The sequence below is a fragment of the Uliginosibacterium gangwonense DSM 18521 genome (assembly GCF_000373965.1).
Taxonomy (GTDB): Bacteria; Pseudomonadota; Gammaproteobacteria; order Burkholderiales; family Rhodocyclaceae; genus Uliginosibacterium; species Uliginosibacterium gangwonense.
The window spans coordinates 446639-473169 of the sequence record NZ_KB892835.1 but is presented as its reverse complement, the minus strand read 5'-3'; the positions used below and the strand labels follow the sequence as shown (position 1 = coordinate 473169).

Below are 26531 nucleotides of genomic sequence, written 5' to 3'. Positions count from 1 at the left end.
CACTATAAACAAATATGAATTTATTCTATGCAATCATCAACATGCTATCGCCAGCAAAACAGCACAGGCTTAGAAGCTGTAACAAAATGGAGTGCAACGGTTCTGGCTAGGCGCGCCGCCGCAGACAGTACAAGTAGTACGGCCAGACGGCGTAACAACGCCAGAACCATTTTGTTACGGCTTCTTATTCGCAATGCTCCAACAAAGAAGAAGGTTTGAGTTCCAAGCCAAGTGCGAGCTTGCTGATCGTGCCCAGAGAAGGCATGGCGATACCACGCTCAATCTCGCCCACGTAGGAACGATTCAAATCGGCACGCTCAGCCAATTCCTCCTGCGACCATCCCCGTGCTTCGCGCAAGCGCCGTACCACGCTGGGAAAACGGCTTACGACAGCGCTCATGATCAAATTCCTCCCCCTTGCGTCAGCACTTCATGCTGGGAATTGGCCTGTGTGACGTTGCTGCCCGGCGAAACACTCCGCGTGAGCCACACGTTGCCACCGATGACAGAGCCTTTGCCAATCGTCACCCGCCCCAGCACAGTGGCTCCGGCGTAGATGACTACGTCATCCTCGACAATCGGGTGGCGCGCTTCCCCTTTATGCAAGGCGCCGCTCTCATCACTGGTGAATCGTTTTGCCCCCAGGGTGACGGCCTGATAGATGCGCACATTGCGCCCGATGATGGCCGTTTCGCCGATCACTACCCCTGTGCCGTGATCAATGAAAAACCCCGGCCCGATCTGTGCGCCAGGATGGATATCGATCCCGGTCTCAGAATGCGCCAGCTCTGAGACGATGCGTGCCAGCAATGGCACCCCGAGGCGGTGCAGACGATGTGCAATCCGGTGATGGATCATCGCCACCACGCCCGGATAGCACAGCAGCACTTCATCTACGCTGCGCGCAGCGGGGTCGCCCCGGAAAGCGGCCTCCACATCCGTGTCGAGCAGGCGCCGGATTTGCGGCAGCGAGGTTGCGAAATCGCGCACAATGCTGACGGACTGCAACTCCACCGCCGTCAGCCCCACCGGGGTTTGCCGCGTGGCATACCGCAATTCCAGGCGCACTTGGGTCAGAAGTGTATTCAGCGCCACATCCAGGGTATGACCAACGTAAAAATCCTCACTCTCCTGGCGCAGGTCTGCTGGCCCCAGGCGCATCGGAAACAATGCCCCGCGCAAGGCCAGCATGGTCTGTTGAAGGCTATCGCGCGAAGGCAGATCCCGCCCGCCATACTCATGTTTGCGCTGCTGCGCTTCGCGCCAGTCTTCACGGGCAGTGCGTAAGCCTGCCACCACGCGATCCAGCTCCCAATTGGGTGTGGCAGGCGGCCCCTGCACCCCATGCAGGGCATCTACGTTGGGCAGGCTGATGTTCATACGGCCAAGCCCGCAGCATCAAAGAGCCCTTCAAACAGCACGGAACTCAAATAGCGTTCACCCGAATCCGGCAAAATGGCAACGATAGTCTTGCCAGCATTTTCCGGGCGCTGTGCCAAGCGTACCGCTGCAGCAGCGGCCGCTCCGCTGGAGATGCCAGAGAGGATGCCCTCTTCGCGGGCTAAGCGACGCGCATATTCAAGCGCCTCTTCGTTGCTCACCTGCTCAACCACATCCACGAGCGACAAATCCAGCACAGCCGGAACAAAGCCTGCGCCAATACCTTGAATCTTATGTGGGCCGGGTTTGGCAGGTTCGCCATTGCGGGTCTGCGTCAACACCGGGCTGGAGGCGGGCTCCACCGCCACCGAAGTGATCGCCTTGCCCTTGGTTTTCTTGATGAAGCGAGATACCCCGGTAATGGTGCCCCCCGTGCCCACGCCCGACACGACGATATCCACCGCACCATCGGTCGCGTCCCAGATTTCCGGGCCGGTCGTTTTTTCATGGATGGCAGGGTTGGCCGGGTTCTTGAACTGTTGCAGCAGCACATACTTGCTGGGATCAGAGGCTGCAATTTCCTCGGCCTTGGCAATTGCACCAGCCATGCCCTTGGCGCCCTCGGTCAGCGCCAGCTTTGCGCCGTATGCCACGAGCAATTTCCGGCGTTCCACACTCATGGTTTCCGGCATTGTCAGCGTAATGGGAATCCCACGGGCAGCCGCCACGAATGCCAAAGCAATACCTGTATTGCCGCTGGTGGGCTCGACCAGTTCCTTACCCGGCCCAAGCAGGCCACGCTTTTCCGCGTCCTCAATCAAGGCTGCACCAATCCGGCATTTCACGGAATAGGCGGGATTGCGCCCCTCAATCTTGGCAAACACGGTGGCCCCGGTGCCAGCAGTAATGCGGTTGAGCCGAACCAGCGGCGTGCCGCCGATGGATAAAGAATTATCTGCGAACCACTTGGACATTATTCCCTCCGAAACAACCGATTTGAAAACGATGAGTGAGCGAGAAGCGTGGCATGCAAGGATCAGACTTCAGTCTTGCACCCAGGGTAGATTCCAGAACCGCCAACCATTATGCGAACCGCGTTGCTGCTGCTCGTTGTGATCCCCCTCAAAACCTTCGAGCACATTGAAGACATTAGTGAATCCTGTTTTGGCCGCAGCTTCAGCAGCCAGAGCAGAACGCTTGCCACTACGGCAGAGCAGCAACACGATTGGGGTCTTGCCGGTTTTGGCCTCCAATTCGCGCAAGAAACGCGGATTGCGGGTCAATGAAGTACCCGTTGCCCAGGCGACATGCAGCGTGCCGGGAACATGGCCGACGAACTTGCGTTCCTCGGCACTGCGGATATCCACCAGGATCGCATCACCATGGCGGAACAGTGCCCACGCTTCATTCGGCGTCACCCCGCCCGCAAATGGTAGGTTTAACTCCGCAGCACGCTCGCGGGCTTTGTTCAAGATCGCTATCGAGTTGCCAGACACTTCTTCACCAGGCAGCACCGTTGGTGTATGGGCGCCTTTGTCCGCCGCTTTTTCAAGCACATTGGCCGTTGTCATCACACTCTCCTTGACTGGACATGAAGCCTCATTCGTCATACGTCAATGGCGTGAGGCTTGCTGATGAGTAGCAGCTTATTCGCAGTCTTTAGCCAGCAAAACAATTTAAAAATTGTTCCTATATTCAGATTCCTGATAAAGCCCTGGCCAAATCGCTGACTCCTGGATTTGTCCCCCATATCCAGAACACGGCCTTACTTAGTTTTGAAATAAGAAACTCACTTTTTATTAGTTCGCCGCATATAAGCACATCAATAAACTACCGCCATTACTTATAAGGCAACAGAAAATGGCTTCGCTTCCCCGTCATCAGGTACTCCCAGGGTTTCGCCTCACGCTGGGCTACACCCTGCTATATCTATCGCTTTTGGTGCTGATTCCGCTCTCCACTGTTTTTGTCAAAACAGCCAGCGGCGGTTGGGAACACTTTGTCGCCATCGCCACGGCGCCCCGCGTACTGGCGTCCTTCCGCCTCTCTTTTGGCGCAGCGCTCCTCGCGGCTGCCATCAATGCCGTTTTCGGCTTGCTCCTGGCATGGTCACTGGTACGCTATCGCTTCCCTGGGCGCAAGATCGTCGACTCGCTGATTGATCTGCCCTTTGCCCTGCCCACTGCGGTGGCAGGCATCGCACTCACCGCGATCTATTCCCCAAAAGGCTGGGTTGGCAGTCTGGCTGCGGATCACGGCATCCGGATTGCATTTACCCCGGCAGGGGTGCTGATTGCGTTGATCTTTATCGGTTTGCCATTCATTGTACGCACCGTTCAGCCTGTGCTCGAAGACCTGGAGGTAGAGCTTGAAGAAGCCGCCACCAGCCTGGGGGCCCAGCGCTGGCAGATTTTTCGCATGGTGATCTTCCCCACGCTGTTACCCGCCCTGCTGACCGGCTTTGCCTTGGCCTTTGCGCGTGCAGTAGGCGAATATGGCTCAGTCATTTTCATTGCGGGCAACATCCCCATGGTGTCGGAGATTGCCCCCTTGATGATCATCACCAAACTGGAGCAATACGACTACACCGGTGCCACGGGGATTGCCGCCGTCATGCTGATCGCCTCTTTTATCCTACTTTTCATCATCAATAGTTTGCAGGCTTGGTCTGCTCGCCGTATCGGGAGGAAAATCTAAATGAGTGGCGCCACAAGCTTGAATGCCGCCCAGGTGGCCTCGTTGTCCCCTGCCCGGCATTACGAAGACAATCCGGCTACCCGTGATCGCCCCTGGGTGAAGTGGAGCATTCTGGGAATATCCCTGGCATTCTTTGCCGGATTCCTGCTTCTGCCGCTGGCAACAGTCTTTGTCGAAGCCTTCAAAAAGGGCTGGGATGTCTATCTGGCGGCAATCACAGAAGATGATGCCTTGGCGTCCATCAAGCTCACCTTGATTGCCGCTGTCATCGCCGTCCCATTGAATCTGGTATTCGGTGTTGCAGCGGCATGGGCCATTGCCAAATTTGAGTTTCGTGCCAAGCAATTCCTCATCACGCTGATTGATCTGCCGTTTTCAGTCTCGCCAGTCGTGGCGGGCTTGGTGTACGTTCTGCTATTTGGTGCCCAAGGCTTGCTTGGGCCGTGGTTGGACGCTCACGACCTGAAGATTGTGTTTGCCGTGCCAGGAATCGTGCTCGCCACGGTATTCGTCACCTTCCCCTTTGTGGCCCGCGAACTGATTCCCCTCATGCAGGCTCAGGGCAAAGAGGAGGAAGAGGCAGCCATCGTGCTCGGCGCCAACGGTTGGCAGACCTTCTGGCACGTCACGCTGCCCAATATCAAATGGGGCCTGATTTATGGGGTCGTGCTGTGTAATGCACGGGCAATGGGGGAGTTTGGCGCCGTCAGCGTAGTCTCTGGCCATATTCGCGGCATCACCAACACCATGCCCTTGCAGATTGAAATTCTTTACAACGAGTACCAGTTCGCGGCTGCGTTTGCCGTGGCCTCATTGTTGGCACTACTGGCCCTGGTCACTTTGGTACTGAAAACCTTGATCGAATGGCGTGCAGCACTCAATGCCCGCGACCACCAACAGGAATCTGCATCATGAGCATCCAAGTTCAAAACATTCGCAAACAATTCGGCAATTTTGTCGCGCTGGACGATGTCTCGCTCGACTTCCCAACGGGCGAACTGGTGGCACTGCTTGGCCCCTCCGGTTGCGGCAAGACCACATTGCTGCGGATCATTGCAGGTCTGGAGCATGCCGACCAGGGCAATGTCATTCTAGAAGGGCAGGATGCCTCCGGCACCCATGTGCGGGATCGACAGGTCGGTTTCGTCTTCCAGCATTACGCGCTCTTTCGCCACATGAGCGTATTCGACAATATCGCCTTCGGTTTGCGCGTCAAACCGCGCAGTAAGCGCCCAAGCGAAGAGATCATCCGCAAGAAAGTCACCGATCTGCTCAAACTGGTGCAACTGGATTGGCTGGCTGATCGCTTCCCTGCACAGCTCTCAGGTGGGCAACGCCAGCGTATTGCCTTGGCACGAGCACTGGCCGTAGAACCGCGTGTGCTGCTGCTGGATGAACCCTTCGGTGCGCTGGACGCTAAAGTGCGCAAGGAATTGCGTCGCTGGTTACGCAAACTGCATGATGAACTGCATATCACCAGCATTTTCGTCACGCACGACCAGGAAGAAGCACTAGAGGTATCCGACCGCGTAGTCCTGATGAACCACGGTAGCGTAGAACAGATCGGCACGCCGGAAGAAGTGTGGAATGCCCCGAAAACACCCTTCGTATATAGCTTCCTGGGCTCGGTCAATCTCTTCCATGGTCGTGCGGGCCAAGGCGAGCTTGAAGTAGGGGAGCAGCGCGTGAATAATCCTGACGATGCGATCCGCCCCGGTGCCGAAGTCATCGCCTTTGCACGCCCACATGAATTGGATATCGACACCAACATTCAGGCAAGCCACGGCATTCTCGCCACGATCTCCAGGATTCAAGCTTTTGGCATTACCGCCAAGGTAGAACTGGAGCGCGAGGATGCACAGCAGATCCATCACCATGAAGTGGAAATTCCACTCGACCGCCTGATTGCATTGCAACTGAAAGGGGGGCAGGCGGTGCGTCTGGTGCCTTCACGCCTCAAGGTATTTGAGCAAACCAAGCCGGTGGCAGCCGATCACTACATTGCAGCGGGAATCTAAACATGAATTTTCAACAACTCCGTATCGTGCGTGAAACGGTTCGCCAAAACTTCAACCTGACCGAAGTCGCCAACGCACTGTTTACTTCGCAGCCCGGCGTATCCAAACACATCAAGGATCTGGAAGATGAATTGGGCGTGGAACTCTTTATCCGGCGCGGCAAACGTCTGCTCGGGCTGACCGAACCGGGCAAGGAACTCGTTGTTATTGTCGAACGCATGCTGCTGGATGCGCGCAACATCAAAAAACTGGCGGATCAATTCACACAGCGCGACCAGGGCCAACTTACCGTAGTCACCACGCATACCCAGGCCCGCTACGCCTTGCCGCAGGTGGTAACACAGTTCAAGCAGGAATACCCCAAGGTTCACCTGGCCTTGCACCAAGGCAGCCCGCAAGAAATCGTTCAGCAATTGCTCTCGGGCGATGCCGACATCGGAATCGCCACAGAGTCGCTCGCGGGCGAAACCGAACTGGTCACCTTTCCCTATTATGACTGGCACCATGCGGTGCTTGTACCAGCAGGCCATCCGCTACTGGACCTGCCCAGCCTGACCATTGAAGCGTTGGCAGAGTATCCACTGATTACCTATCACGCGGGATTCACGGGCCGCGCCAAGATTGACAAGGCCTTCTCCACTGCGGGCCTGTCACCCGATATCGTGATGTCCGCACTCGATGCAGATGTCATCAAATCATACGTGGAGCTGGGCCTGGGCATCGGCATCATTGCACCTGGAGCGTTCAATCCGGAGAAAGACCAGGATCTCAGGCTGATTGATGCTTCGCATATCTTCTCACGCAACACCACCCTGATCGCCGTCAGGCGCGGGCACTATCTGCGCGGTTATGCATATCGGTTTATTGAGCTCTGCGCCAAAGAGCTGACCGAAACGAACGTGCGTGCTGCCATCGCTCCTCATCGAGAGAACGGATACGATTGATTCTCCTCCCATTGAGGCTTATCGCGCGCCGCCCAGGCACGATAAGCCTCTTTTCTTTTGTATAAAAACTACAGCTTGAAATAACATTTATTTTGCCCTTTATGCCTAGATGGATATAGGCATTAAATCGTTCAGCCCACGCGCTGCTTTGATTAGGATTTGCACGAACGGTCAATCCAAAAACTCTAAATGGATACACCGTCACTCATCCTCTCATCATTCAGGCAGAGCAAATAATGTTGAAAAAGAAGACCCTCTTTGTTGCCGTCACGCTGGCGCTTTCTGCAATCGCTTCTGCGTCCGTCCATGCTGCCGAACCTGTTGTCGGCGGCGACGAACCAGGCACTTTCAAGCTTCCTGGCACGGAAACCTCACTCGGCTTTTACGGTTATGTACACGTCGATGTCATCAAGGATCTGAATGCTGGTACCGGTAGCTGGGCCTATGACGGTGGCTCCATCGGGATCAGAAACGACCCGAGCACCGTGAACACCGATTCGCGCAAGGGCAAGTTCAACGTCACCGCACAAACCTCGCGTTTTGGCTTCAAGAGCTTTACGCCGACCGATATCGGCAAATTGAATACCGTACTTGAAGGCGATTTTGTGGGCAGCAAATTCCGCCTGCGCCATGCCTATGGCAATTTGACATCCGATTGGGGGAGCTTGCTTGCAGGCCAGACCTGGAGCCTGTTCCGCAGCAATGAATCCATTCCGGAAACCGTTGACTTCAACGGTTCGGGCAGCCTTGCTTCCACCCGCGAGCCCCAGGTGCGCTATACCACGGCGCCCAGCTCGGTGGGCAAATTTGCCGTTGCCGTGGAAGTACCGGAAAACCCGGTTGATAACTCAGTGATCAAAGCCCCTGCCGTCACCGCAGCCTGGCTTTTGGACGGCAACTGGGGCTCTGCTTCAGTGCGTGCAATCGGCAACCAATTGGCACATGAAACGATTCCGAGTGGCACGACCGATTCTACGTCAAAAACCAAATACGGTTTTGGCGCAAGTGTTGGGGCGGCGATCAAGATTACTGACTCTGACCTCCTGCAAGGCCTCGTTACCGCAGGGAAAGGGATCAGCCAGTATGTTGAAGATGCCAATTACAACAAGGAAATCGTATCCAACTCGGATATCAGGCTGACCACAGTTAAGGCTGTGACGGCGGGCTGGCAGCATCGTTGGTCCCCCAAGATTCGCACCAACCTCATCTATGGCCACACCAGCCTGGGCAACCAGTACCGGGATGCAGTCGGCCATGCAGCCAACCATACTGTCAATGAAGCATTTGCCAATGTGATCTGGTCGCCCGCCAAGAACTTCGACCTCGGTCTGGAATTTGCCCATGCACAGCGCAAGCTCAGCAGTGGCGAATCCGGCAAATACAACCGTATCCAGACTTCATTCCACTACAACTTCTAGCCTCTGAAGGGCTGGCCGATCCAATCGGCTAGCCCCCAAAAACCAAGCCAGCTTTTCATTGCGACCCCGCAGTGTGCGGGTTCCGCCAAACCCACAGTGAACGACTTCAACGTCCCCCACTGAGCGTGCATTTGTGAGGGTAATCTTCTCGCCTCCCTTGACGACACCCCTTTTCGAATAAGGGTTTTAGCTCACTACTTTGAATTTCCCCTGTACGGCTGTTCCTGCCATGCTCAGGGTCCATGCGACGCCTTAAAGATGTATTTTTCTTGAATCTTTTAAAAGATGCACGTACCATGCATCTTATGAATACCTCTCAGGAGAACATCTGACATGGAATCGCACCGCAATCTCTGGCGATGGCTCGCCGTCATCTTCTTTCTTTCGTTTGCCGCGCTGGGCTGGATCGGGCGCGAGATTTACCTTGCGGCACCGCCCATTCCGCAGCATGTGGTGAGTAGCGACGGCAGCGAGATCTTCGGCCCAGAGCAGATCATGCAGGGGCAACAAGCCTGGCTGGAAGCAGGCGGGCAGCAACTTGGTTCAGTATGGGGGCACGGCAGCTACGTGGCGCCGGACTGGTCCGCCGATTGGCTGCATCGAGAAATTCTCGCCCTGCGCGACAACCTTGCGCAACAACGTTACGGCAAGCTCTTCGACCAGCTTGACGCTGCGGAACAGGGTGCTGTGGGGGAACTTACCAAGCGCGAGATGCGCGCCAATACTTATGACGCCACGACCGGCACGCTCACCCTGAGCCCGGCACGCGCGGCTGCGGTGCGCACCCTGGCCACACACTACACTCGGCTTTTTGGCGACGACCCGAGCCTCGACAAGCTACGTGACGCTTACGCGATGGTGCCCGCCACGCTACGCGACCCACAGGATCTTGCCGCCCTACCGGCGTTCTTCTTCTGGTCGGCATGGTCCGCCGCCACAGATCGTCCTGGCATGACGCATATGTCATACACCAGCAATTGGCCCCACGAACCGCTGATTGACAATATACCGACTCCAGGTAACGGCATCTGGTCGATTGTCAGCGTGGTGCTCCTAATCGCCGCCATAGCCGGGATGATCGTGTATCACAACGCGCACCGCGAAGAGGCTGATCCCACACCGCCAAAGGCTGATCCCCTCTTCAACCTGAGCCCTACTCCATCAATGCGTGCCACCATCAAGTATTTCTACGTGGTCATCGCACTTTTGCTGCTACAGGTAGGGATGGGGGCGCTGACCGCGCACTATGCAGTCGAAGGGCGTAGCTTCTTTGGCTTCCCGCTAGCCGAAATACTCCCCTACACGGTGAGCCGTACCATCCATACGCAACTTGGCGTGCTGTGGATTGCCACTGCATGGCTCGCCACAGGGCTTTATATTGCCCCCGCACTGACTGGCCGGGAACCACGTTTCCAGCGCCTTGGTGTGAACATCTTGTTCTACGCCCTGCTGCTGGTTGTTGGCGGCTCGATTGCCTGCGGCTGGATTGGTTCGCAATTGCGCCTGGGGTCAAATTTTGCATTCTGGCTGGGTAATCAAGGGTTGGAATACACCAGCATGGGCCGCATCTGGCAATATGGCCTATTTGCGGGCCTGATGATCTGGTTGGTGCTGATGGCGCGTGGACTTTGGCCAGCGTTGCGGCATCCGAGCGAAAGCCGTGGGCTGATCATGATGGTCTTCCTGTCGGCCTTGTGCATCGGCGGTTTCTACGCCAGCTCACTCATGTGGGGCCAGCATACACATTACTCTATGATTGAATACTGGCGTTGGTGGCTCGTGCACCTGTGGGTTGAAGGTTTCTTCGAAGTGTTTGCCACGGCAGTGATTGCTTTGATCTTCGCGCGTTTGGGCCTGATCCGCATCGAGACTGCAAATGCCGCAATCATTATGGAGACCATCGTCTTTCTCTTCGGCGGTATCCTGGGCACCTTGCATCACCTCTATTTCACGGGTACGCCAACCTCGGTGATTGCAGTGGGTGCGGTATTCTCTGCGCTCGAAGTGGTGCCGCTTACACTAGTCGGCGCGGAAGGATGGCGCAACTACCAGCGCAGCAAGTCGGCGCCTTGGCTGAGCAGCTATCGTTGGGTCATTCTCTGTTTCGTCGCGGTCGCCTTCTGGAATGCAGTGGGTGCCGGGCTGCTGGGATTCTCCATCAACCCACCGATCTCGCTCTATTACGTGCAAGGCCTCAATATGACACCCGCCCACGGTCATGCAGCCTTGTTTGGCGTGTATGGCATGCTGGGGATTGGCCTGATGCTGTTCTGCCTGCGTGGATTGATGCCGCGTGAGTTGTGGCGCGATGGCTGGATCAAATACGCCTTCTGGGGGCTCAACATTGGGCTGGCAATGATGGTGTTCATGTCACTCTTACCGGCGGGCATCTATCAGGCCTGGGCCAGCGTCAGTCAAGGCTTGTGGTATGCCCGCTCGCCCGAGATTGTGCATTCTGCATTGATGACAAATCTTGTGTGGCTACGTGTGCCCGGTGATATCGTGTTCGCACTTGGCGTGCTGAGCCTTGTTGTGTTCGCGTTGCGTCTCGTCTGCCCGCGCTACCGCGCCAAGCTTGCCGCAAAGGCAGCCACCGCAAGCCGTTAAGCCTATGCAACAGGCCCATGGATGTTTCCATGGGCCTTTTTTCTGGTTGATACACAATGTCTTACTTTGCCATCCGTGATGTCCATATCACCTGTGTGATCCTCAGCATCAGTCTTTTCGTACTGCGCGGCGGATTGCAATTGGCAGGCGTAAACTGGCGGCGCTGGAAGCTGCTGCGCTTTACCCCACACATCATCGACACAGTGTTGCTGAGTTCAGCCATCTGGCTGGCCAGCCTGCTGCATCAATACCCGTTTGTGAATACATGGCTTACCGCCAAGTTTCTTGCTCTCGTCGCCTATGTGTTGTTCGGTAAGAAAGCCCTGATGGCAGATGCCCCCGCCTTACGACGCGCCATATTTTTGGGTGCGGCATTACTCACGGTAAGTTACATCGTCGGCGTTGCACTGACCCATTCGGCAAGCTGGGGCATGGTCGCTTAGGCACAATAAGGGATCGGCAACGCGATAGGCAAACACCCGCCAAGGCATTTGGACGGGTGGTGAAAATCTATCGGATAGATTTCTTCAACTATGCCGAAGTGATTTCAAACACATCATCGTCATACGCATATTCAAGCAAAAGACTGCGTACACGCGCCTGCCATTGTGTGGCAAAGGCAGCTTGTTCTGCATCACTGGCAATACCTTGCATGCAAATCTGCATGAGGCGGGGTAAATCGGAGGATGCCGGAACACGCTGTGGGTAAGCCTGCGCAGAAACGCTGGCACCGGTGTCCAGACGCGTAAAGCATAATTCTAGTGTCTGAGTGGCATTGGCAAATTCCAGCAGACCACGCCGGACAAATCGGCCTTGCAGCCCCTTGAACCCGCCTTCGCCTGCCGCCCCTGTGATCAGGGTCGCTACGCTGGCAACGACACCCGTGGTGCCCGTACCGATAGACTCGCGGAAAGTGACGGCAATGCGCCCACGCTCGGGCAATTCTTCACTGCCAGGGTAGAGCCTGGTCAGCGCACGTACAGTCAGCCAATAAGCGCTGGCGACTGTAGGACATGAATGGCCTGCCAGACGAACAGCGTCGGAATAGCCATACTCAAGAATGCCATTGTCACTGGCACCCAGAAATTTCGAGAGCGCATCGAACACACGGATGTGGGGGATATCTTCAAAAAATGCGGGATAGCTCATAGAGATTTCTGATTGGGGCGGGCATCATGCCTTAGTTGTTTGAGGTGGTTTCAAAGCACGGGAAAAGTTCCCGTTCCTCAAAACGGACATGTGCCGCAAGCAGTTCGCCGAAGGGCTGGAGTGCTGTAACATCACCAGCGTGGATACGCGCAAGGAACGCTCGCAGTTGAGAATGCTCATTGAATAGGCGCAAAATCAAACTTGGGGCGATAGGCGCCACCACGCCAGGCAGCTCGCGTTCTTCGGTAGCAAAGTGCGCAAGCAGATCAGGCGCGTATTCGCTGTTGATGCGGGACAGCAGCGCAGCACTTGCAGCCGCATCCCCCACGCATGTGCCCGCACGTTTTGCAAGCACGAGCGCAGTATGATGTTCGCGTGAGAGCTGAATGAGGGGAAATGAGCGTTTCACCAGTAATTCTCGAATAGCATGCTGCCGATAAGGTTGCGGCGGCAGGGTTGGAAGCTATGCCCGGCAAGCAGTTGGCGCATGTCGGCGGTAAAACCCGGATTGCCGCAAACCATGACGCGGCTGTGGGAGACATCAAGGGGCAAACTGACATGGGCTTGCAGGATGCCATCTTCGATAGCTTGGGGGATGCGGCATTGTATCGACCCCGCGCCGGGTTCACGAGTAACGATCCGCACGTAATGCAGGCGCCCTGGCAAACTCACCTGATGCTGCAGAATTTCGTCATGATAGGCAAGTTCAGCAGCTCGGCGCACGCTATGCACCAGGACTAAATGGCGGAAGGCTTCCTGTATGTGACCTTCGCGCAGTATTGAAAGATACGGCCCCACCCCAGCCCCGGTGGCAAGCATCCACAGATCATCGCCAGGGCTCAGTTGGGTGGGCACAAAGAAACCACAGGCGTGCGACTCCAGCGCCAGCGCATCGCCCGGGCTGAAGCCGTGTAAGCCTACTCGTCAGCGCGCCTCCTGGAACCACGGTGATGAGAAATTCTAGGAAAGGTTCAGCGGGCGCCGACACAATGGAATACGGACGCCAGACAATAGCCTCGGAAGTGCTCTCAGCGGGCAGACCAAGGCGTGCGTAATGACCAGCTTGAAAAGAGTAGCCTGCGGGCTTGCTCACACGCAATGTGCATAGCGTAGGCGCCCACCACTGGATCGATATAACAGTTTCGAGGGTATGGCGTATTTGAAGGTTTTCAGAGCGAGTTTCCATGCGACACCTCTCGGCGAACACGTTTCCCATCACGCGCAGCAAGCAGGCTTTCAATGATCATGCTAAAGAAGATCAATAGCGCGATGGCATTGCCAATAGCCCCCCACTCGCGCCAAGCGATGCTTGAATTCCAGGCGCTGGCTACCCGCAGCATCAGGGTTATCTGCAAGACAGCAAGCGGAATATAGAAACCGGGGTGCCAACGCATCGATAAACGCGTGAGTGCGGGTACGATGATAGGGGCATGACCGAAGACCATCGAGATGACAAACCCCAGCAGAATTGAGTGTAGGGCCGCATCGCGCAACGGATCACCCACCGGCAATGCGCCAGCAAGGCCCAGTACGGCCCCGATGGCGAGCCAAACGTAACCTGAGAGCAAGCAGATCGCCATATAACGTGTAAGCCCCGCCGTGCGTATGGTGCGCCGGGCCACATCAAAACGCAGTAACCATGCAGCAAGCATCAGCAGGGCAAGTGCATAGGCGTGCAGCCCCCACAGGCCCAGGCTGTGTAGCGTGGCAGCAATCAATAGCAGAGCGCAGACCGCAGCAAGTAAGCGGCGTGCCCAACGCGGCGTAGGAACAAAGCGCGAGAGTTCCAGACGCTCACCCGCGATCGTGAGAATAAGAAAGGCCATCCACAATGGCACGGCTGGGATCAGCGTGCCAACAGTCAGCCAAACAGCATTACCAAGGCTCCAGGCGAGTGCGGCGGCAGCCAGTGTGGCAAGGTGGATGGCCCGCTGGCCGCGCCACACATCAAAACAGGCCCAAGTCATCACCAGCGAAGCAGCCAGCATCAGCCATGCACCCAACAGACTGGAGGGTGCCACCAACAGGCACACCGCGCCCGCGCCCGACAGTGCCGGTGCCAGATACGGCCAGCCCCTGGCGAGGGCGACAGCACGCTCCAGACCGATGAGGGTGCCGAAGAGTCCGCCCACCATCAGTGCGCCATGCACGATGGTGAGACTGGCGAAGTAGCCTGGTAGCGCCACGCCGATGCGCGCAAGCCCGGCAAACACACCGATCACCAGCGCGGCGATGGCCGGCAGAGCAAGCACGACACGCAAACGTTTGAGCGGAATGGGGAATGACATGGCGAGGCGCGAAGACGAAAACCTTGTTAGGGAATCAACCGCAGCAGCGGCTATTGATATCGAGATGGCCGCCATCCCCTTCCTTGCCGATACAGACCTGCCATACATCGGGGCCAGACTGCACGTAATCCCAACTAAAGAGGCCACTCGATTCGGCCTGGAATTGGTAGTACAGCGGTTTGGGATCATGATCATTGGTGAGCATCAACGCCTGACCTACGGGGAGACGTTCAAAGATGCCAAAGATCAGTGGGTGGCGAAAGCGCGGCTCAATGGCACGAACGTCGAGGGTAACGGCTGCTGGGGTCATGGTGGAGGCTCCTGTAAAAAGTGGAAAAGACACGGGGGTGATTACCAGCCGAAATGCTGGCGGGCTTGCTCGCTCATCAGTGCGGGCGACCATGGTGGATTCCACACAAGCTGGACGCGCACTGGGCAATCGATCGGGAGGGCGGCTTTAAGCACGGCCTCAGCATCTTCCGCAATGCTTTCCCCCATCGGGCAGGCAGGCGAAGTCATCGTCAGATCCAGCTCCACGCCATCGGCTTTGTGTTCGAGGCGGTATACGAGCCCCAGATCGACGATATTCATGCCAACCTCGGGGTCTATGACCTGACGCAGCACTTCCTGCAAAGTATGGGTATCGGTAGTCATGATTAAGGTGTATTCTTAATACACCTTTACTGTATGCCTTTGCTTTTACAAAAGCAATATTTTTTGCACATCTTATGAAACTGACCAGCTTTACCGACTACACGCTCCGTGTGCTGATGTATCTGGCACTGCATCAGGAACGGCTTGCAACCATCCAGGGGATTGCGCAGGCGTATGCGATCTCTGAGAACCACCTCATGAAGGTAGTACACCATCTGGCAAAGACTGGCGTGATTGAATCGGTACGTGGCAAAGGCGGTGGCATCCGCTTGGCATTTCCGCCTGAGCAGATCCGCCTGGGCGCCGTGGTGCGAGCTGCCGAAGGGGACAGCCCGATTGCCGAGTGCTTCGGTGAAAGCAATGCTTGCTGCATCACGGCCAGCTGCCAGTTGATCCCGATTCTGGCGCAGGCCTTTGATGCACTCTATGCCGTGCTGGACCAGCATACCTTGGCCGACCTGGTCCATACGCCGATACCGATGGCACGTTTGTTGAAGATAGAATTTGTACGCTAAGCCGCCGCTGATCTATCAACACAATTTGTTGGCCTTCGTCGAGTAGATAAGAAAAACCCCCTGGCAGAGATCAATCTGCCAGGGGGTTTTCACTCTATGTATCTCACTGGACCCTAAAAGGGTTGTGTTTACTATTTCTGTAAATAAACACTTAACACAATGATTTTTAAATTAAAAATTTAACAACACAAATTTAACGTAAACAACCATAACCCAAATCGCTAAGTTGTTTACAAAATCGTGTCACTGATATATATCCATATACCTTACCTAGCATTGCTTACTGGCCAATACGTGTCGTTTTATACCCAAGTGCTTCAGAATGTAGACGTTTCAGTTGCAGGCCCTCGGCCACAGCAGTCAATTAGCAGCAACCTCCTGAGAGGCTGCAATTCGTCCAAAAGCAGCCAGTAGGTGGCAGGGAAACCCGTATAGCAGCTTTCGGTCTTAGCGAATGCCCAGTCCGACCCTTTGCAGACGGTCAGGCTTTTGGAAAGCGACCGCTCGAACGTTTGACATGAGGGGCCGCCGTAGCGGCGAAGGGAAATCAGCCAGGAGATAGGACAACTGGCCGTCATTACATATTCCAGTCAAAACCTACCAGCAATTCCGTTTCAAACACGTCCAGTAATTCTCATCCATTTCCAGCCAGTTATTCCGATCTGAACACAGCCACGGTTTCCGGTTAGAGTTACGAACAGCGCCTGCAAGCCAGACGAAAATCCACTCGCTGCGGTTGCGTGGAGCCAGACCATGATTCAGCAGTTGCCAGCAACTGGTTATTGCCAGAAAGAATGAGAGTTCAGGCGTGATCCGAATACATATTTTCCACGTGGCCGGATTTGATAGATTTGCACACTATGAGTGGCAAATCGTCGGCCAAAGCTGCCAGTCGGTATCCGGAGAGCTAACGGCCGCTTCCAACCGAGGCTGCGTAAAAACGCCGTGGAATTCCAGGGGACAAAAAACCGACCCTTTAAAACGGCCCATACGCAACAATCGTTCATGCAGGAGGGGTAAAGCAACCCAAAAAAAAATGCAAATCCGGCTCTTCATTGTGTTTTTGCACAGTCTAAACCCAAACCAGTCGCCCACATTGGAAAGAACCGGTATGTCGGCAAAGCTAACTTCGCGCGGAAGTAAGTTAGCCGATGAAACCGAAATCCAACTGTTTTCATCAGCCGCATTGTCTTGAATTTTCAAGCCGCCAGCACAGCATCGGCCCGCTTCGCGAACTCGGCGATGCGGCTGTAAACGACGATGCGCGGGTTATTCGTCACCACAGGAAAACGCGAGACAAGCATGTGCTGCACAGGCTCAAGGCCCAGTCTCATTTTCAGCAGTTGCTCCCGATTGCGTTCCTTCACTAATGCCTTCTCATATGCGCGCACGAGGCGGCGGTTGTAACGGGCGAAGGCCGCCGCATCCGAATCGACGCGCGTGAGGTCGACGAAGTTATTCTTGCATTGGACATTCCAAATGATACCGCTGCGCAGCGTCACGACGTCGAATTCCTGCCGGTTGATGCGCACAATGTCCTGCACAAAGAATGAGGTTTATGACCCGAGTCAGTGGCTGAGTTTGCACTGGAACCACTGGCTGATATCTCGTTGGAATCACTGCTACAGTTTGAATGAGAACGGGTGGCGGAAATAGGCTGAAATATGCACGTCATCATGCACTGTCGGCCCAAGGCCGTTAAAAGTTCATGCAAATGGAGCTTTACTAAGGTTGGCCTCCAACTGTACGAGTACAAGGCAGCGTTCTTTCGCGCGAGTGACTGCGTTGTAGAGGAGCCGACGCTTTTGATCGTCGCTCCCATGGCCGCTGGCCACAGCACAATAACGTTGTCGAACTCGCGGTTCTTTGCCCCATGAACTGTCACACCCTTCCAACCGCCACCATCGCTTTTCCGTACTCAACTTCGCTGAGCAAAGCTGTCAGACGTATCAACGGTCAACGCCAGTACAGTGGTCAACATGTCCCAGGAACGTCTGGTCAACTTCAATGAAATCCGCAGCAATCAACAAACGCTCCGGTATTATCGTGAGTCGTCACCACTACACGTCTTACGTCACCATTGGCCGACTGACAGATGACTTTATCAGGTGGCTACTGCCTTTCGAAGGCACGTTCTCAACAGACTCTAAACATCAGCACCGTTAAAGGTAAATGCTGCCCAGTAATACGGATTGGCATAGGGACGCTCATCAGGTGCGCCGTTCAGCATAATGTCTTTGTAAGCACCTAGGGCATGCTCCGGACTCATGCGAATAAAGGACTTGTAGTGCTCACCTAGCTCTGCACGCGTAGTACCCCGTAGCCACAGCTGTGCTTCGCGCAGAGCAGCCGAGCAGCGCATTCCTTGTAGGATATGATTGTGGTAAAAGCGGTCCATGAGTAACGCAGTGCAACGGTCGTCCACACTCCATAGGCTGCTTATCAGGGCAGGTGTCCCAGCTTGCAGAAATCCTGCGGGCAATCCTAAGTACTCATCGGGTGATTGGCTCGCATCAGAAATGCCAGTTTCACATGCTGACAGTGTTACCAAACGCGCCGACCGCAAATCCAGCTTGCCGATGACATCTGAGAGTGTGAGCATTTCATTGTTGGCGAGGCAGAGTGTCGAATCCATCGGCATGCTCCAATTGAAGGAGCCGTGACATGAGAAATGGAGATAGGCCGCCTTGGGGGCACCGCTGATCACTGCCCCTTTGGTCGCGTCGGTGTCGAGCAAGGGCGCAACGTTAAATAATGCGGCTACAGCCTGAGCCTCGGGGATAGCGTTGACCAGGGGCGACTGAGCGTAATCGTTGATTCCAACTACCAGCGCCTCACGTCCTGTACGCCCAGCGAGGCGTCGACGCGCAATGGAGTACGCGTGCGCAGAAGGCGCGAAGGCGATTTCATAGTCATCAAGCAAGCTACACCGTTGCCCGTCTTCCCCAGAGAACCATGTTGAGTGTAGAGGGAGCAGTTGCAGACCCCCTGAAGGCAAGACAAGAAGGCGCTTAACCTTCAATGCTGTCAAGCGCTCTTGAATGGGCGCTATGATTGCTTGCCCCATTCGTCCTACGAGCGACTCAATGGCCTCTTTCCAATTATTGATATCGAGATCAGCTAGGTAGGCTCCGTACGCGGTCAACCAACCGGGGCATTCTTGTGTGCCGCGCAGCAAGGCATCCAGGTCTGCGTCCTGGAAAGCGTCCAGTTGCACTACATGTGCTGCGGTAAGCTCTGTGGTGCCCTGCGGAATGACGAATACGGCACTGCCCTGGGAGGTGAATAGCGGTGCTACCAACGCGCCTTCTGGTGGAATAAGCTGAAGTATCTCGTCTAGACTCAAACCGAGCGGGAGGAAGTCCGGGGCCTTGCGTCGAATGTTCCCAACCAGACTATTGAGCGCAGACCGTTCAGTGAGAAGCCGTTCCGCCAAAACACGATCATCCCGGCGCGCTGGTGTGTTCGGAGGCAGGCGCATTTCTGCCTCCAATTCTTTGATGGTTAACCGAGCAGACTGGAGTTGCTGCTGGTTCTCTATGGACAAAGAAGCCATATCCAAATCGCTCAATGCCATTGTCTCAGCCAACAGACGCGTTTTGCCTCGCTCCAGAACCTCAAGTGCTTCGCTGTGGCGATTCAAGCGCAGTAGGCAATAGGCAGTACGGGCGTAGAGTTGAGTGGTTTCCCTTACTTCAGCTTGCCGTCCCACTTCAGAATAGGCGAGAGCCAGAAGGTCGTTTCCCGCTTCGATCGCCCGCTGATAGGCAATGAGCGCATCCAACTGTCTGCTTTCTCGGAAATACAGATCACCCAAGTTGCGCTGAGTCTGGCGGTAATCAGTAGGGAAGGCAGAGCGGGTTCTTACCTTCAACGCCTCTTGATAGTGATGGATGGCGTGGCTTACGTTTTCGGCTCGATCTCCACAGATGCGATTAGAGTAAGCAAGTGCTAGGCTGTTTTGAGTCATGCCCCACTGCTCGGGGAGAGCCGTACGGGTTCTTACCGTCAGAGCCTCCTGACAGCGAAGGATTGCCTGCTCCAAGTTCTCCTCGCGCTCGCCGCTGATGCGGTCTAAGTAGGCATTTGCGAGGTTATGTTGAGTCGCTGCCCAGTCTTCGGGGAAGAAGTCGCGGGTTCTTACCGCTAGCGCCTCGAGATGATGATGAATAGCACACTCTAGGTTCTCGGCGCGATCACCGCAGACGCGATGTTTGTAGGCTACCGCTAGGTTGTTCTGGGCTGTAGCCCACTGCCCTGGGAAGGCTGTACGGTTATAGACTATCAGCGCCTCCTGATAGTGATGGATGGCCTGCTCCAGGTTTTCATCGTGTTTCCCGCAGATGCGGTCTGAATAAGCTAGGGCTAGGTTGCTCTGGGTCATTGCCCACAGTTCGGGAAAAGCCGTGTGTGTATAAACCGCCAGCGTCTCCTTATAGTAATGAATAGCGCGTTCCAGATTCTCTGTGCGCTCCCCGCAGATGCGGTTCCTGTAGGCAAGTGCTAGATTGTTCTGGGTCGCAGCCCAGTCTTCGGGTAAGGACTCGCGGGTTCTTACCGCTAGCGCCTCTCGATAGTGATAGATGGCTTGCTCCAGGTTTTCGGCACGCTCTCCATAGATGCGGTTTGAGTAGGCAATTGCCAGGTTGTTCTGAACGACAGCCCACTTCTCGGGAAAGGCCGCGCGGGTACAAACCGATAGGGTTTCCTGATAGTAACGGATGGCCTGTTCCATGTTTTTGGCACGCTCACCGTAGATACGGTTCGAGTAGGCAAGTGCTAGGTTGCTCTGGGTCGCAGCCCAGTCCTCAGGGAAAGACTCGCGGGTTCTTACCGCTAACGCCTCTCGAAAATAACGGATGGCCTGCTCTATGTTTTCGGCGTGCTCTCCACAGGTACGGTTCGAGTAGGCAATTGCCAGGTTGTTCTGAGCCGTAGCCCATTTCTCGGGGAAGGCCACGCGGGTATAAACCGTCAGGGCTTCCTGATAATAGCGGATGGCCTGCTCCATGTTTTTGGCGCGCTCACCGCAAATACGGTTTGAGTAGGCAAGTGCTAGGTTGTTCTGGGTTGCTGCCCAGTCTTCGGGTAAGGATTCGCGGGTTCTTACCTCTAGCGCCTCTCGATAGTGATAGATGGCTTGCTCCAGGTTTTCGGAGCGCTCACCGAGAATGCGGTCTGAAAAGGCTACTGCCAGATTGTTTAGAGTCATGGCCCAGTCCTCTGGGAAGGACTCGCGGGTATAAACCATTAGAGCTTCATGACAGTAATGGATGGCCTGTTCCAAGTTTTCGGCATGCTCACCGCAGATACGGTTCGAGTAGGCAAGCGCTAGATTGTTCTGAGTCGCAGCCCAGTCCTCAGGGAAGGACTCGCGGGTCCTGACTGTTAGCGCCTTCTGATGGTGATGGATGGCAAGCTCAAGGTTTTCGGCGCGCTCTCCACAGATACGGTTCGAGTAGGCAAGCGCTAGGTTGCTCTGAGTCGCAGCCCACTGCGTGGGGAGAGACTCGCGGGTTCTGACTGCTAGCGCCTCCTGATAATGATGGATGGCTTGCTCCAGGTTTTCGACGTGCTTCCCACGGATGCGTTTCAAGTATGCATTCGCCAGACTGTTCTGCGTTATGGCCCACTGCTCTGGGAAGTCTGTGCGGTTGTAGATCACCAGCGCCTCCTGATGATGATGGAGGGATCGTTCCAAGTTCTCAGCGCGGTTGCCCTGGGGGTTTTGGGTCAGACTGTTGCCCAGTTCATTTTGTAGCGCAGCCCACAAGATCGAGTGCTGATTTCGGCTCACCAGCGCTAAGGCATGAACGCATAATTCTATTCGATGTGGTAGCTCCTGAACGCTTTTGGCAGGTCGTTGCAGCTCTTGCAGAAGAGCTGCTAGATCGCTGCTGTTAGATTTAGCCCCCTGATCCGATGACATTGCCATGTTTCTTCTTCCTAAGAATATATCCGTAAATAGTGGATCATGGTGTTTTCATTTTGGATGAATTCAAATGGGTGCACTAACTTTGGATGTGACAGATGAGTACTAGAGTCGTGTAGAGCCCCTCATTCCTCCCAAGGCAACTACTGCCCCAACAATCTGGGCGAACCGCATACGATCGCATGCAACAAGCTCAAGAGCGCCCAAAAAAGCCCTTCGATCATCGCCCCGCTTACTGCAGGCTACCCTCCGGTAATGTTATGAATTACGGAAGTCTTAATAGATGCTGTCCTGCAGGCCAGATGCAGGATACCGCAGCCAGCAAGCCCTGCAAAGCATTCTGGCCCACAGCTACATCCCCCCATGTGAAAGGGCGCAGCCAAGAGGCGTCCAAACTGAGACATCACCCAAACAAACGCGCCTGCAGATTGCAGCGTCGAAGTGGCACACAATTGGTTCAACCGATTCCGCAGACTCTTTGTCTGATATGAAAAGCTCGTCCGTAGTTTTTTGGTGCTCAACCACCTGACTGCTGCCATCATTGCTTTTCGGAAGATTTCTTTATCTATTAATATTATTTAGGGATAAATTATAAGCAGATTCTAGAGTGCGTGTGCCTTGTGTTTCTCGACAATTCTCCATGTATCTGGATGATCTACCATTTGCTCGACGCTCCTCATCCTCTTTAGGTCGTGCAGGGAGGATGTCAGCTCTATTGGTTTCAATGCGTCTCGCCCCACGCTTTGCCGAGCAGCGTTGACGTGTTCCAGAAGCATTGCCTCGGTGATGGCTCCATCGTCTTGTTTTGGTGATCGAACTAGTCCCCAGAATACTGTTGCTTCGCGTTCTGGAATTTTCACCTTAACAGCTTTGTAAAGCGAGCCAAGAACTGCCAATATGCCCGCAGCTATCAGAATGCCACTAGGCTGATGAATCACTTCCTTGCCGACAGTGGTGAGAACGCAAGCACTTAAAGTGGAGATGCCATCGAATTCCCAATTGATGTTGCCCAATTTGTAACTGAAGGCTTCAGTGGGATGCTTCTGCTTAATAAGACGTGTTTCTTGCGGATCGCGCTGTGCTTCCTCAAGTAAGAGAGAAACGCTCTCACTGTTGTCTAGATTGAGTTGTTTTGCTAGATCAAGCAGGGTGGCAAGCATGACTCCCGCGTCGCCCTGAGTGGCAAGGGCTGCCCGCAACCGTTCGCGAGCGGGCGCATAGGGAGCAAACAGCGCGACCAGATCGGCAACGACGCGATCAGGGCTCACGCTCGTTGCCCCTTGCAATTGACTGCGTAAGCAACGGTAACGGACTTCTAAATTCCCCCAATCCTCGCCAACTAAGCTAGGCCATTCACTTTCCACCGCCACGAGTATGCTCATAACTTCAGCAGGAAACGCATTGGACATCGCAACATTCCTTAAATAGGGCCCCCAGGGTCAGACAGAAATGCAGTTAGTTTAAGCTGCGTATTCGACTTTTTTCGCAGATGGACAGGCCGAGCCAATCGCCGACTGAATCGCCCCGTTTTCCGTGGAGGCTGGTTGGTTTGAGTCAGGCGGCGAGACGGCCTGACTGGCAAGTTGCCTTTAGTATTTTGCCTCAGCCTCTGCGGGCGGTATATAAGCCTGTCACCTCTATTGCGCATTTGTGTGCTGTAAGTCACATCGTAAGCATCCCCACTTCGGGGGGACCACAGGGGAAGTTAAGCGTCAAATAGGGTTCCTTGTTTCTGATCAGTCCACAGCCGATTGAGCGCTTCCAGTTCGAAACGTTGACTTCGGCTTTCGCTCACCAGATTGCAGAGCGACTGAAAAACCCCATAGTCATCTGCTACTGCTGCGAGCCGGGCCCTGTTTATTTGAAGGGGGATGTTTTTGGTTAGCAGCCCTGGGATTTTAACCTTTAGTGCCTCGGCTGCTTGCGCCTTCGCAGCTCCACGCGGCTTGCCATTGAGCGAGTGGAAGACACACTCGAAATACATACCCAGCGAGTGTTGATCGTCCAATGAAGTCTTTTCGGTCAGCAGTTGGACTGCAGCATCCGCACGCCCCTCTCCTTTCAAAACTTCGGCTTCCATCGTTATGAAAATTGGATCAGTTTTGTTTTCCGCTGCCCGCAATGCCCGTTCGAATACTTGGCGGGCTTTGTATAGGGTCTCGGGGCAACGTCCATATATCTTGATCAGCGTCATTGCAGCGTTGGTTTGATTGGGATAAAGGTCAAATAGTGGTTGTAGCGAATTAACAGCATCATCAAGCTTACCCAAGCGCTGGAGAGCCCCACCATCCATTGCAAGCAATTCCAGGTTTTCGGGGTAATGTTGCAATGCTTTTGCCAAGACTTTCCGCTCTTCTTCAAGCGCGCCCTGGTATTGGAGTGCGCGGGCCAAGTCCAAATATGCACGCGAGTGCGGCAGTTTGGATGAGCCGACAACACGTCTCAATAGCGTTTCGGCTTCGTCATAGTCATGCAAACCCAGATGAATTCTTCCAAGTAGGCCCGCTGCGTAGACGTCGTTGACATCCACCCCAAGGCTTGTGAATTTCTCTAGCGCTTCGTCGTACTTCCGGATCCATATGAGCGCCGCGATGTACGACAGCCTCATACCGGGGGCATGAGGGTACATGCCGAAGAGTCGGGAGTATTCATCGTCACCCTTTGGCCTTTCTCCTGTTCGCACCATGCACGACGCCCTGCGCATTAGCGCGTCTTCTGTAAGAGTCCCCACTGATGCGGCGAAGTTAAAGAGTTCAAGTGCACGATCGTGGCGTCGCACGCGGAAGCAATAGTTAGCGGAACTAACGAGCTCGCGAAAATAGTATGCGCCTAACAGAGGATGAAGAGAGTCGGATGAGAGCAGCCTATGAAAGTAGCTTTCGCGAATCCACTTAGGATCATCGTCGTCTCGGTAGAGCGACACGTATTCGTCTGCAAGTTTCCCATGCAGCTCAGACGATGCAGCATCCGGACTAGTGTGCCGTCGAAATAATTCAAGGGCGGAAATGAGAGCATCCCACCGGCGATCAACGGTGGTACAGAGGGCAGAACTTGCTAAACCTGCCTCAACAGAATCTTTTGATGACAGCAGTTCTAACGAGGTTTGAGGAATCGGGACGCGCAGTTGGACGGCAATATCGACCGCAGACGAAGATATTTTGGTGACTAACCGCCCCCAAAGTTCATCGAAAAGGTGCTCTTCCAACTCTAAGAGGAACCGTTCGTCATCCAAGACTCCCGCACCCCGCGTCCTTAGAACGTCAGCTGCAAGTCGAGCCGCGAGGGGATGCCGACTGATTGCCGAAATGAGGGGCTCGGGATAGGTAGCAATCCCCAAAGATTTTCGATCTACCCGATCGTCGAGAACGTTGACTACCGTGTTGTCCGACGCAAAGCGGTGAAGTTGAACGGTGAAAGGATTGAGTTGCCCCCAAGCTGCTACCACGACGTTTGAAGGGGCACGCAAATTCTGCGCAAGGATTACTTTCGAAGAGGCAGATCGCACCAAAAGTCCAATTGCTGCCGCAAGGTCCTTGTCCGCCAGATTGCCGTTTGAATCAAGTGCGCGATGAAAATCATCTATATAGACAATGATCTTACTGGAGAAAGCTTTAACGAATTTCGTCCATGACGGCTCTAGAACTGTCCAGCCAATGTTCTTTAGTGAGCTCAGGACGTCAACCGACAAGTTGAGCCCCAACTGCGAGAAGACCACTTCGACAAATAACCAAATATCTGTCAATGCACCACCGTCAACGAGCACTGGGCTTTTGTCGTAGGCCCGACGCGACAGCAAATGACGAACAAATGCAGTCTTACCTATGCCTCCCCCCCCTGCAACAATTGCCAAGCTGGCATTGCTTCGAAGAAACTCCTCGATCTGGGTCAACTGCTCACCCCGCTCCCGAAAGTTAATAGTGTCGATAATAGAATTCTTCTTTAGTTCCCCTCTGGCGATGAATTCGTCAACGGCACCAGTTAGCGACTTCGCTCTCAGCTTTTTATCTACTGCCTTGTCGAAGTACAAGTCTTGACCAACGTCCTTCAATTGCCGCGTTAGGGCTGCGTACTGCACATCGAGATCCAGCACACGCACAATCTCGACCTCTTGGCTACTCGATTGAGTCGATTTACGCTCAAGGCTGTCCCACATATCCCATTGTTGTCGGCGAGCAGACATAACGCTTGCCAGAGATTCGTCGGAAGCTATGCCAGGACCGACTTGCCCCCGAACCAGACAGTTGAACCACAGAGCACCGCTTTTCGACTTAAGGGGAACTGTCTGAGCTTTGCCTAATCCGTGCTGCTCTATGCTAAGAGCCAGTTCATCCGGAGACCAGCAGACGTTGTCTCGTTCGCCTTCTTGAAAGTTCATCAAATCCTGGATGAGAACCAATTCCTCGTCGAGCCTGGCCTTTTTGATCCGCTGGAGCAGATTGGCGGTCTGCGAGATTGTCAGTTCGTGAAGGACATTTCGGCAAAAATAAATCCGCGGTCGCGGAAGGTCAGGCCACTCCTGGTAGAACTCGTCCACAGTTAGTGGCTCCACGCGCCGACTCAACTTCTTTTGCCGCGCTACGAGTAGGACCTCGGCAAGCATTTTATCAAAGTCCACCGCAACATATACCCAGTTGCTCTTAGCAAACTCGGGGCACTCTGCAAGTCTTTCGAGAAGGGTGCCTTTGCCACACCCAATGTCGAACAACGCTCCTTCGGTCGACTTAGCGATCTGTTCGAGTAGCGTAGTGAGAATACTTCCCAATTGAGGATCCGTGTTCGCATCAGCTGGTTCCTGCACAGGAGCGGGCTCCAAGTAAGTCTGGATATATCGCTGTACTCGCGGATTCGGAGCCGCTGAGGTTCCTGTCATGTTTTCCCTCCAAAATTAGTGCCCTATTATGCCGATTCCTAACTCAGCTTCAGCGGATT

24 protein-coding genes are annotated in these 26531 nt (G+C 54.7%); 8 read left to right on the top strand and 16 right to left on the bottom strand.

The annotated features are described in order from the left end of the window. Positions 1-184: 184 nt before the first annotated feature. From B145_RS0105085 to B145_RS0105070, 4 genes are all read right to left on the bottom strand, one after another. Positions 185-400: a helix-turn-helix domain-containing protein gene (locus tag B145_RS0105085; protein ID WP_018605593.1), complete on the bottom strand. Its 216-nt coding sequence runs from the start codon at positions 398-400 to the stop codon at positions 185-187. A gap of 2 nt (positions 401-402) precedes the next feature. Continuing rightward, entirely contained in the window at positions 403-1380 is a 978-nt protein-coding gene (gene epsC / locus B145_RS0105080; protein ID WP_018605591.1) for a serine O-acetyltransferase EpsC, read from the bottom strand. Further along, complete coding sequence (cysK, locus tag B145_RS0105075) at positions 1377-2354, bottom strand: cysteine synthase A (protein ID WP_018605590.1); 978 nt, start codon at positions 2352-2354, stop codon at positions 1377-1379. Before cysK ends, epsC begins: the two co-directional genes overlap by 4 nt. 69 nt (positions 2355-2423) lie before the next feature. Continuing rightward, on the bottom strand, positions 2424-2951 hold the full coding sequence (locus B145_RS0105070; protein WP_018605589.1) for a rhodanese-like domain-containing protein: 528 nt from the start codon (positions 2949-2951) through the stop codon (positions 2424-2426). Between the two features lie 289 nt (positions 2952-3240). On the opposite strand from B145_RS0105070, the gene cysT reads away from it, so the two are divergent. From cysT to B145_RS0105025, 7 genes are all read left to right on the top strand, one after another. Continuing rightward, positions 3241-4077, top strand: coding sequence for a sulfate ABC transporter permease subunit CysT (gene cysT / locus B145_RS0105060; RefSeq protein ID WP_018605587.1), 837 nt, complete (start codon positions 3241-3243; stop codon positions 4075-4077). Then, positions 4078-4992, top strand: a complete 915-nt coding sequence (gene cysW / locus B145_RS0105055; RefSeq protein ID WP_018605586.1) for a sulfate ABC transporter permease subunit CysW — start codon at positions 4078-4080, stop codon at positions 4990-4992. Next, complete coding sequence (locus tag B145_RS0105050; RefSeq protein WP_018605585.1) at positions 4989-6095, top strand: sulfate/molybdate ABC transporter ATP-binding protein; 1107 nt, start codon at positions 4989-4991, stop codon at positions 6093-6095. Before cysW ends, B145_RS0105050 begins: the two co-directional genes overlap by 4 nt. A gap of 2 nt (positions 6096-6097) precedes the next feature. After that, positions 6098-7039, top strand: coding sequence for a CysB family HTH-type transcriptional regulator (locus B145_RS0105045; protein WP_018605584.1), 942 nt, complete (start codon positions 6098-6100; stop codon positions 7037-7039). A gap of 236 nt (positions 7040-7275) precedes the next feature. Then, a complete protein-coding gene (locus tag B145_RS0105040; RefSeq protein WP_018605583.1) occupies positions 7276-8457 on the top strand; it encodes a DcaP family trimeric outer membrane transporter in 1182 nt (393 codons plus the stop codon). 333 nt (positions 8458-8790) lie between these two features. Further along, on the top strand, positions 8791-11064 hold the full coding sequence (locus tag B145_RS0105030; protein WP_018605581.1) for a nitric-oxide reductase large subunit: 2274 nt from the start codon (positions 8791-8793) through the stop codon (positions 11062-11064). Positions 11065-11120: 56 nt separating this feature from the next. After that, on the top strand, positions 11121-11507 hold the full coding sequence (locus B145_RS0105025; RefSeq protein WP_018605580.1) for a SirB2 family protein: 387 nt from the start codon (positions 11121-11123) through the stop codon (positions 11505-11507). 88 nt (positions 11508-11595) lie between these two features. Here B145_RS0105025 and B145_RS0105020 read toward each other — a convergent pair whose 3' ends face one another. Genes B145_RS0105020 through B145_RS0104995 form a run of 7 tightly spaced genes read right to left on the bottom strand, consistent with a single transcriptional unit; the run spans position 11596 to position 15155 of the window. Beyond that, positions 11596-12213 carry a hypothetical protein gene (locus tag B145_RS0105020; RefSeq protein WP_018605579.1) on the bottom strand — a complete coding sequence of 206 codons (618 nt, stop codon included), beginning with the start codon at positions 12211-12213 and terminating at the stop codon, positions 11596-11598. A gap of 31 nt (positions 12214-12244) precedes the next feature. Further along, a complete protein-coding gene (locus B145_RS0105015) occupies positions 12245-12622 on the bottom strand; it encodes a hemerythrin domain-containing protein (RefSeq protein WP_018605578.1) in 378 nt (125 codons plus the stop codon). Then, positions 12619-13068 (bottom strand): ferredoxin reductase domain-containing protein, encoded by a 450-nt coding sequence (locus tag B145_RS29005; protein ID WP_018605577.1) that lies wholly within the window; start codon positions 13066-13068, stop codon positions 12619-12621. Before B145_RS29005 ends, B145_RS0105015 begins: the two co-directional genes overlap by 4 nt. Next, a complete protein-coding gene (locus tag B145_RS29595) occupies positions 13040-13399 on the bottom strand; it encodes an FAD-binding oxidoreductase (protein WP_211209753.1) in 360 nt (119 codons plus the stop codon). The genes B145_RS29005 and B145_RS29595 overlap by 29 nt, the downstream gene beginning before the upstream one ends. Further along, positions 13383-14501: a hypothetical protein gene (locus B145_RS24460; RefSeq protein ID WP_018605576.1), complete on the bottom strand. Its 1119-nt coding sequence runs from the start codon at positions 14499-14501 to the stop codon at positions 13383-13385. The genes B145_RS29595 and B145_RS24460 overlap by 17 nt, the downstream gene beginning before the upstream one ends. A gap of 34 nt (positions 14502-14535) precedes the next feature. Further along, positions 14536-14811, bottom strand: coding sequence for a DUF2249 domain-containing protein (locus B145_RS24455; protein ID WP_018605575.1), 276 nt, complete (start codon positions 14809-14811; stop codon positions 14536-14538). A gap of 41 nt (positions 14812-14852) precedes the next feature. Then, positions 14853-15155 carry a metal-sulfur cluster assembly factor gene (locus tag B145_RS0104995; protein ID WP_018605574.1) on the bottom strand — a complete coding sequence of 101 codons (303 nt, stop codon included), beginning with the start codon at positions 15153-15155 and terminating at the stop codon, positions 14853-14855. Positions 15156-15229: 74 nt separating this feature from the next. On the opposite strand from B145_RS0104995, the gene B145_RS0104990 reads away from it, so the two are divergent. Beyond that, positions 15230-15670: an RrF2 family transcriptional regulator gene (locus B145_RS0104990; RefSeq protein WP_018605573.1), complete on the top strand. Its 441-nt coding sequence runs from the start codon at positions 15230-15232 to the stop codon at positions 15668-15670. Between the two features lie 1199 nt (positions 15671-16869). Here the strand turns inward: B145_RS0104990 and B145_RS0104985 are convergent. The 5 genes from B145_RS0104985 to B145_RS0104965 all read right to left on the bottom strand — a co-directional run bounded on the left by B145_RS0104985 (position 16870) and on the right by B145_RS0104965 (position 26472). Continuing rightward, entirely contained in the window at positions 16870-17202 is a 333-nt protein-coding gene (locus tag B145_RS0104985) for a hypothetical protein (protein WP_018605572.1), read from the bottom strand. Positions 17203-17376: 174 nt separating this feature from the next. Continuing rightward, positions 17377-17505, bottom strand: coding sequence for an ATP-binding domain-containing protein (locus tag B145_RS29590; RefSeq protein WP_425425546.1), 129 nt, complete (start codon positions 17503-17505; stop codon positions 17377-17379). 311 nt (positions 17506-17816) lie between these two features. After that, entirely contained in the window at positions 17817-21605 is a 3789-nt protein-coding gene (locus B145_RS24450) for a CHAT domain-containing tetratricopeptide repeat protein (RefSeq protein ID WP_018605567.1), read from the bottom strand. A 599-nt stretch (positions 21606-22204) separates the two neighbouring features. Continuing rightward, positions 22205-23011 (bottom strand): hypothetical protein, encoded by an 807-nt coding sequence (locus tag B145_RS0104970; RefSeq protein ID WP_018605565.1) that lies wholly within the window; start codon positions 23009-23011, stop codon positions 22205-22207. Between the two features lie 296 nt (positions 23012-23307). Beyond that, positions 23308-26472: a hypothetical protein gene (locus B145_RS0104965; RefSeq protein WP_018605562.1), complete on the bottom strand. Its 3165-nt coding sequence runs from the start codon at positions 26470-26472 to the stop codon at positions 23308-23310. Positions 26473-26531 lie beyond the last annotated feature (59 nt).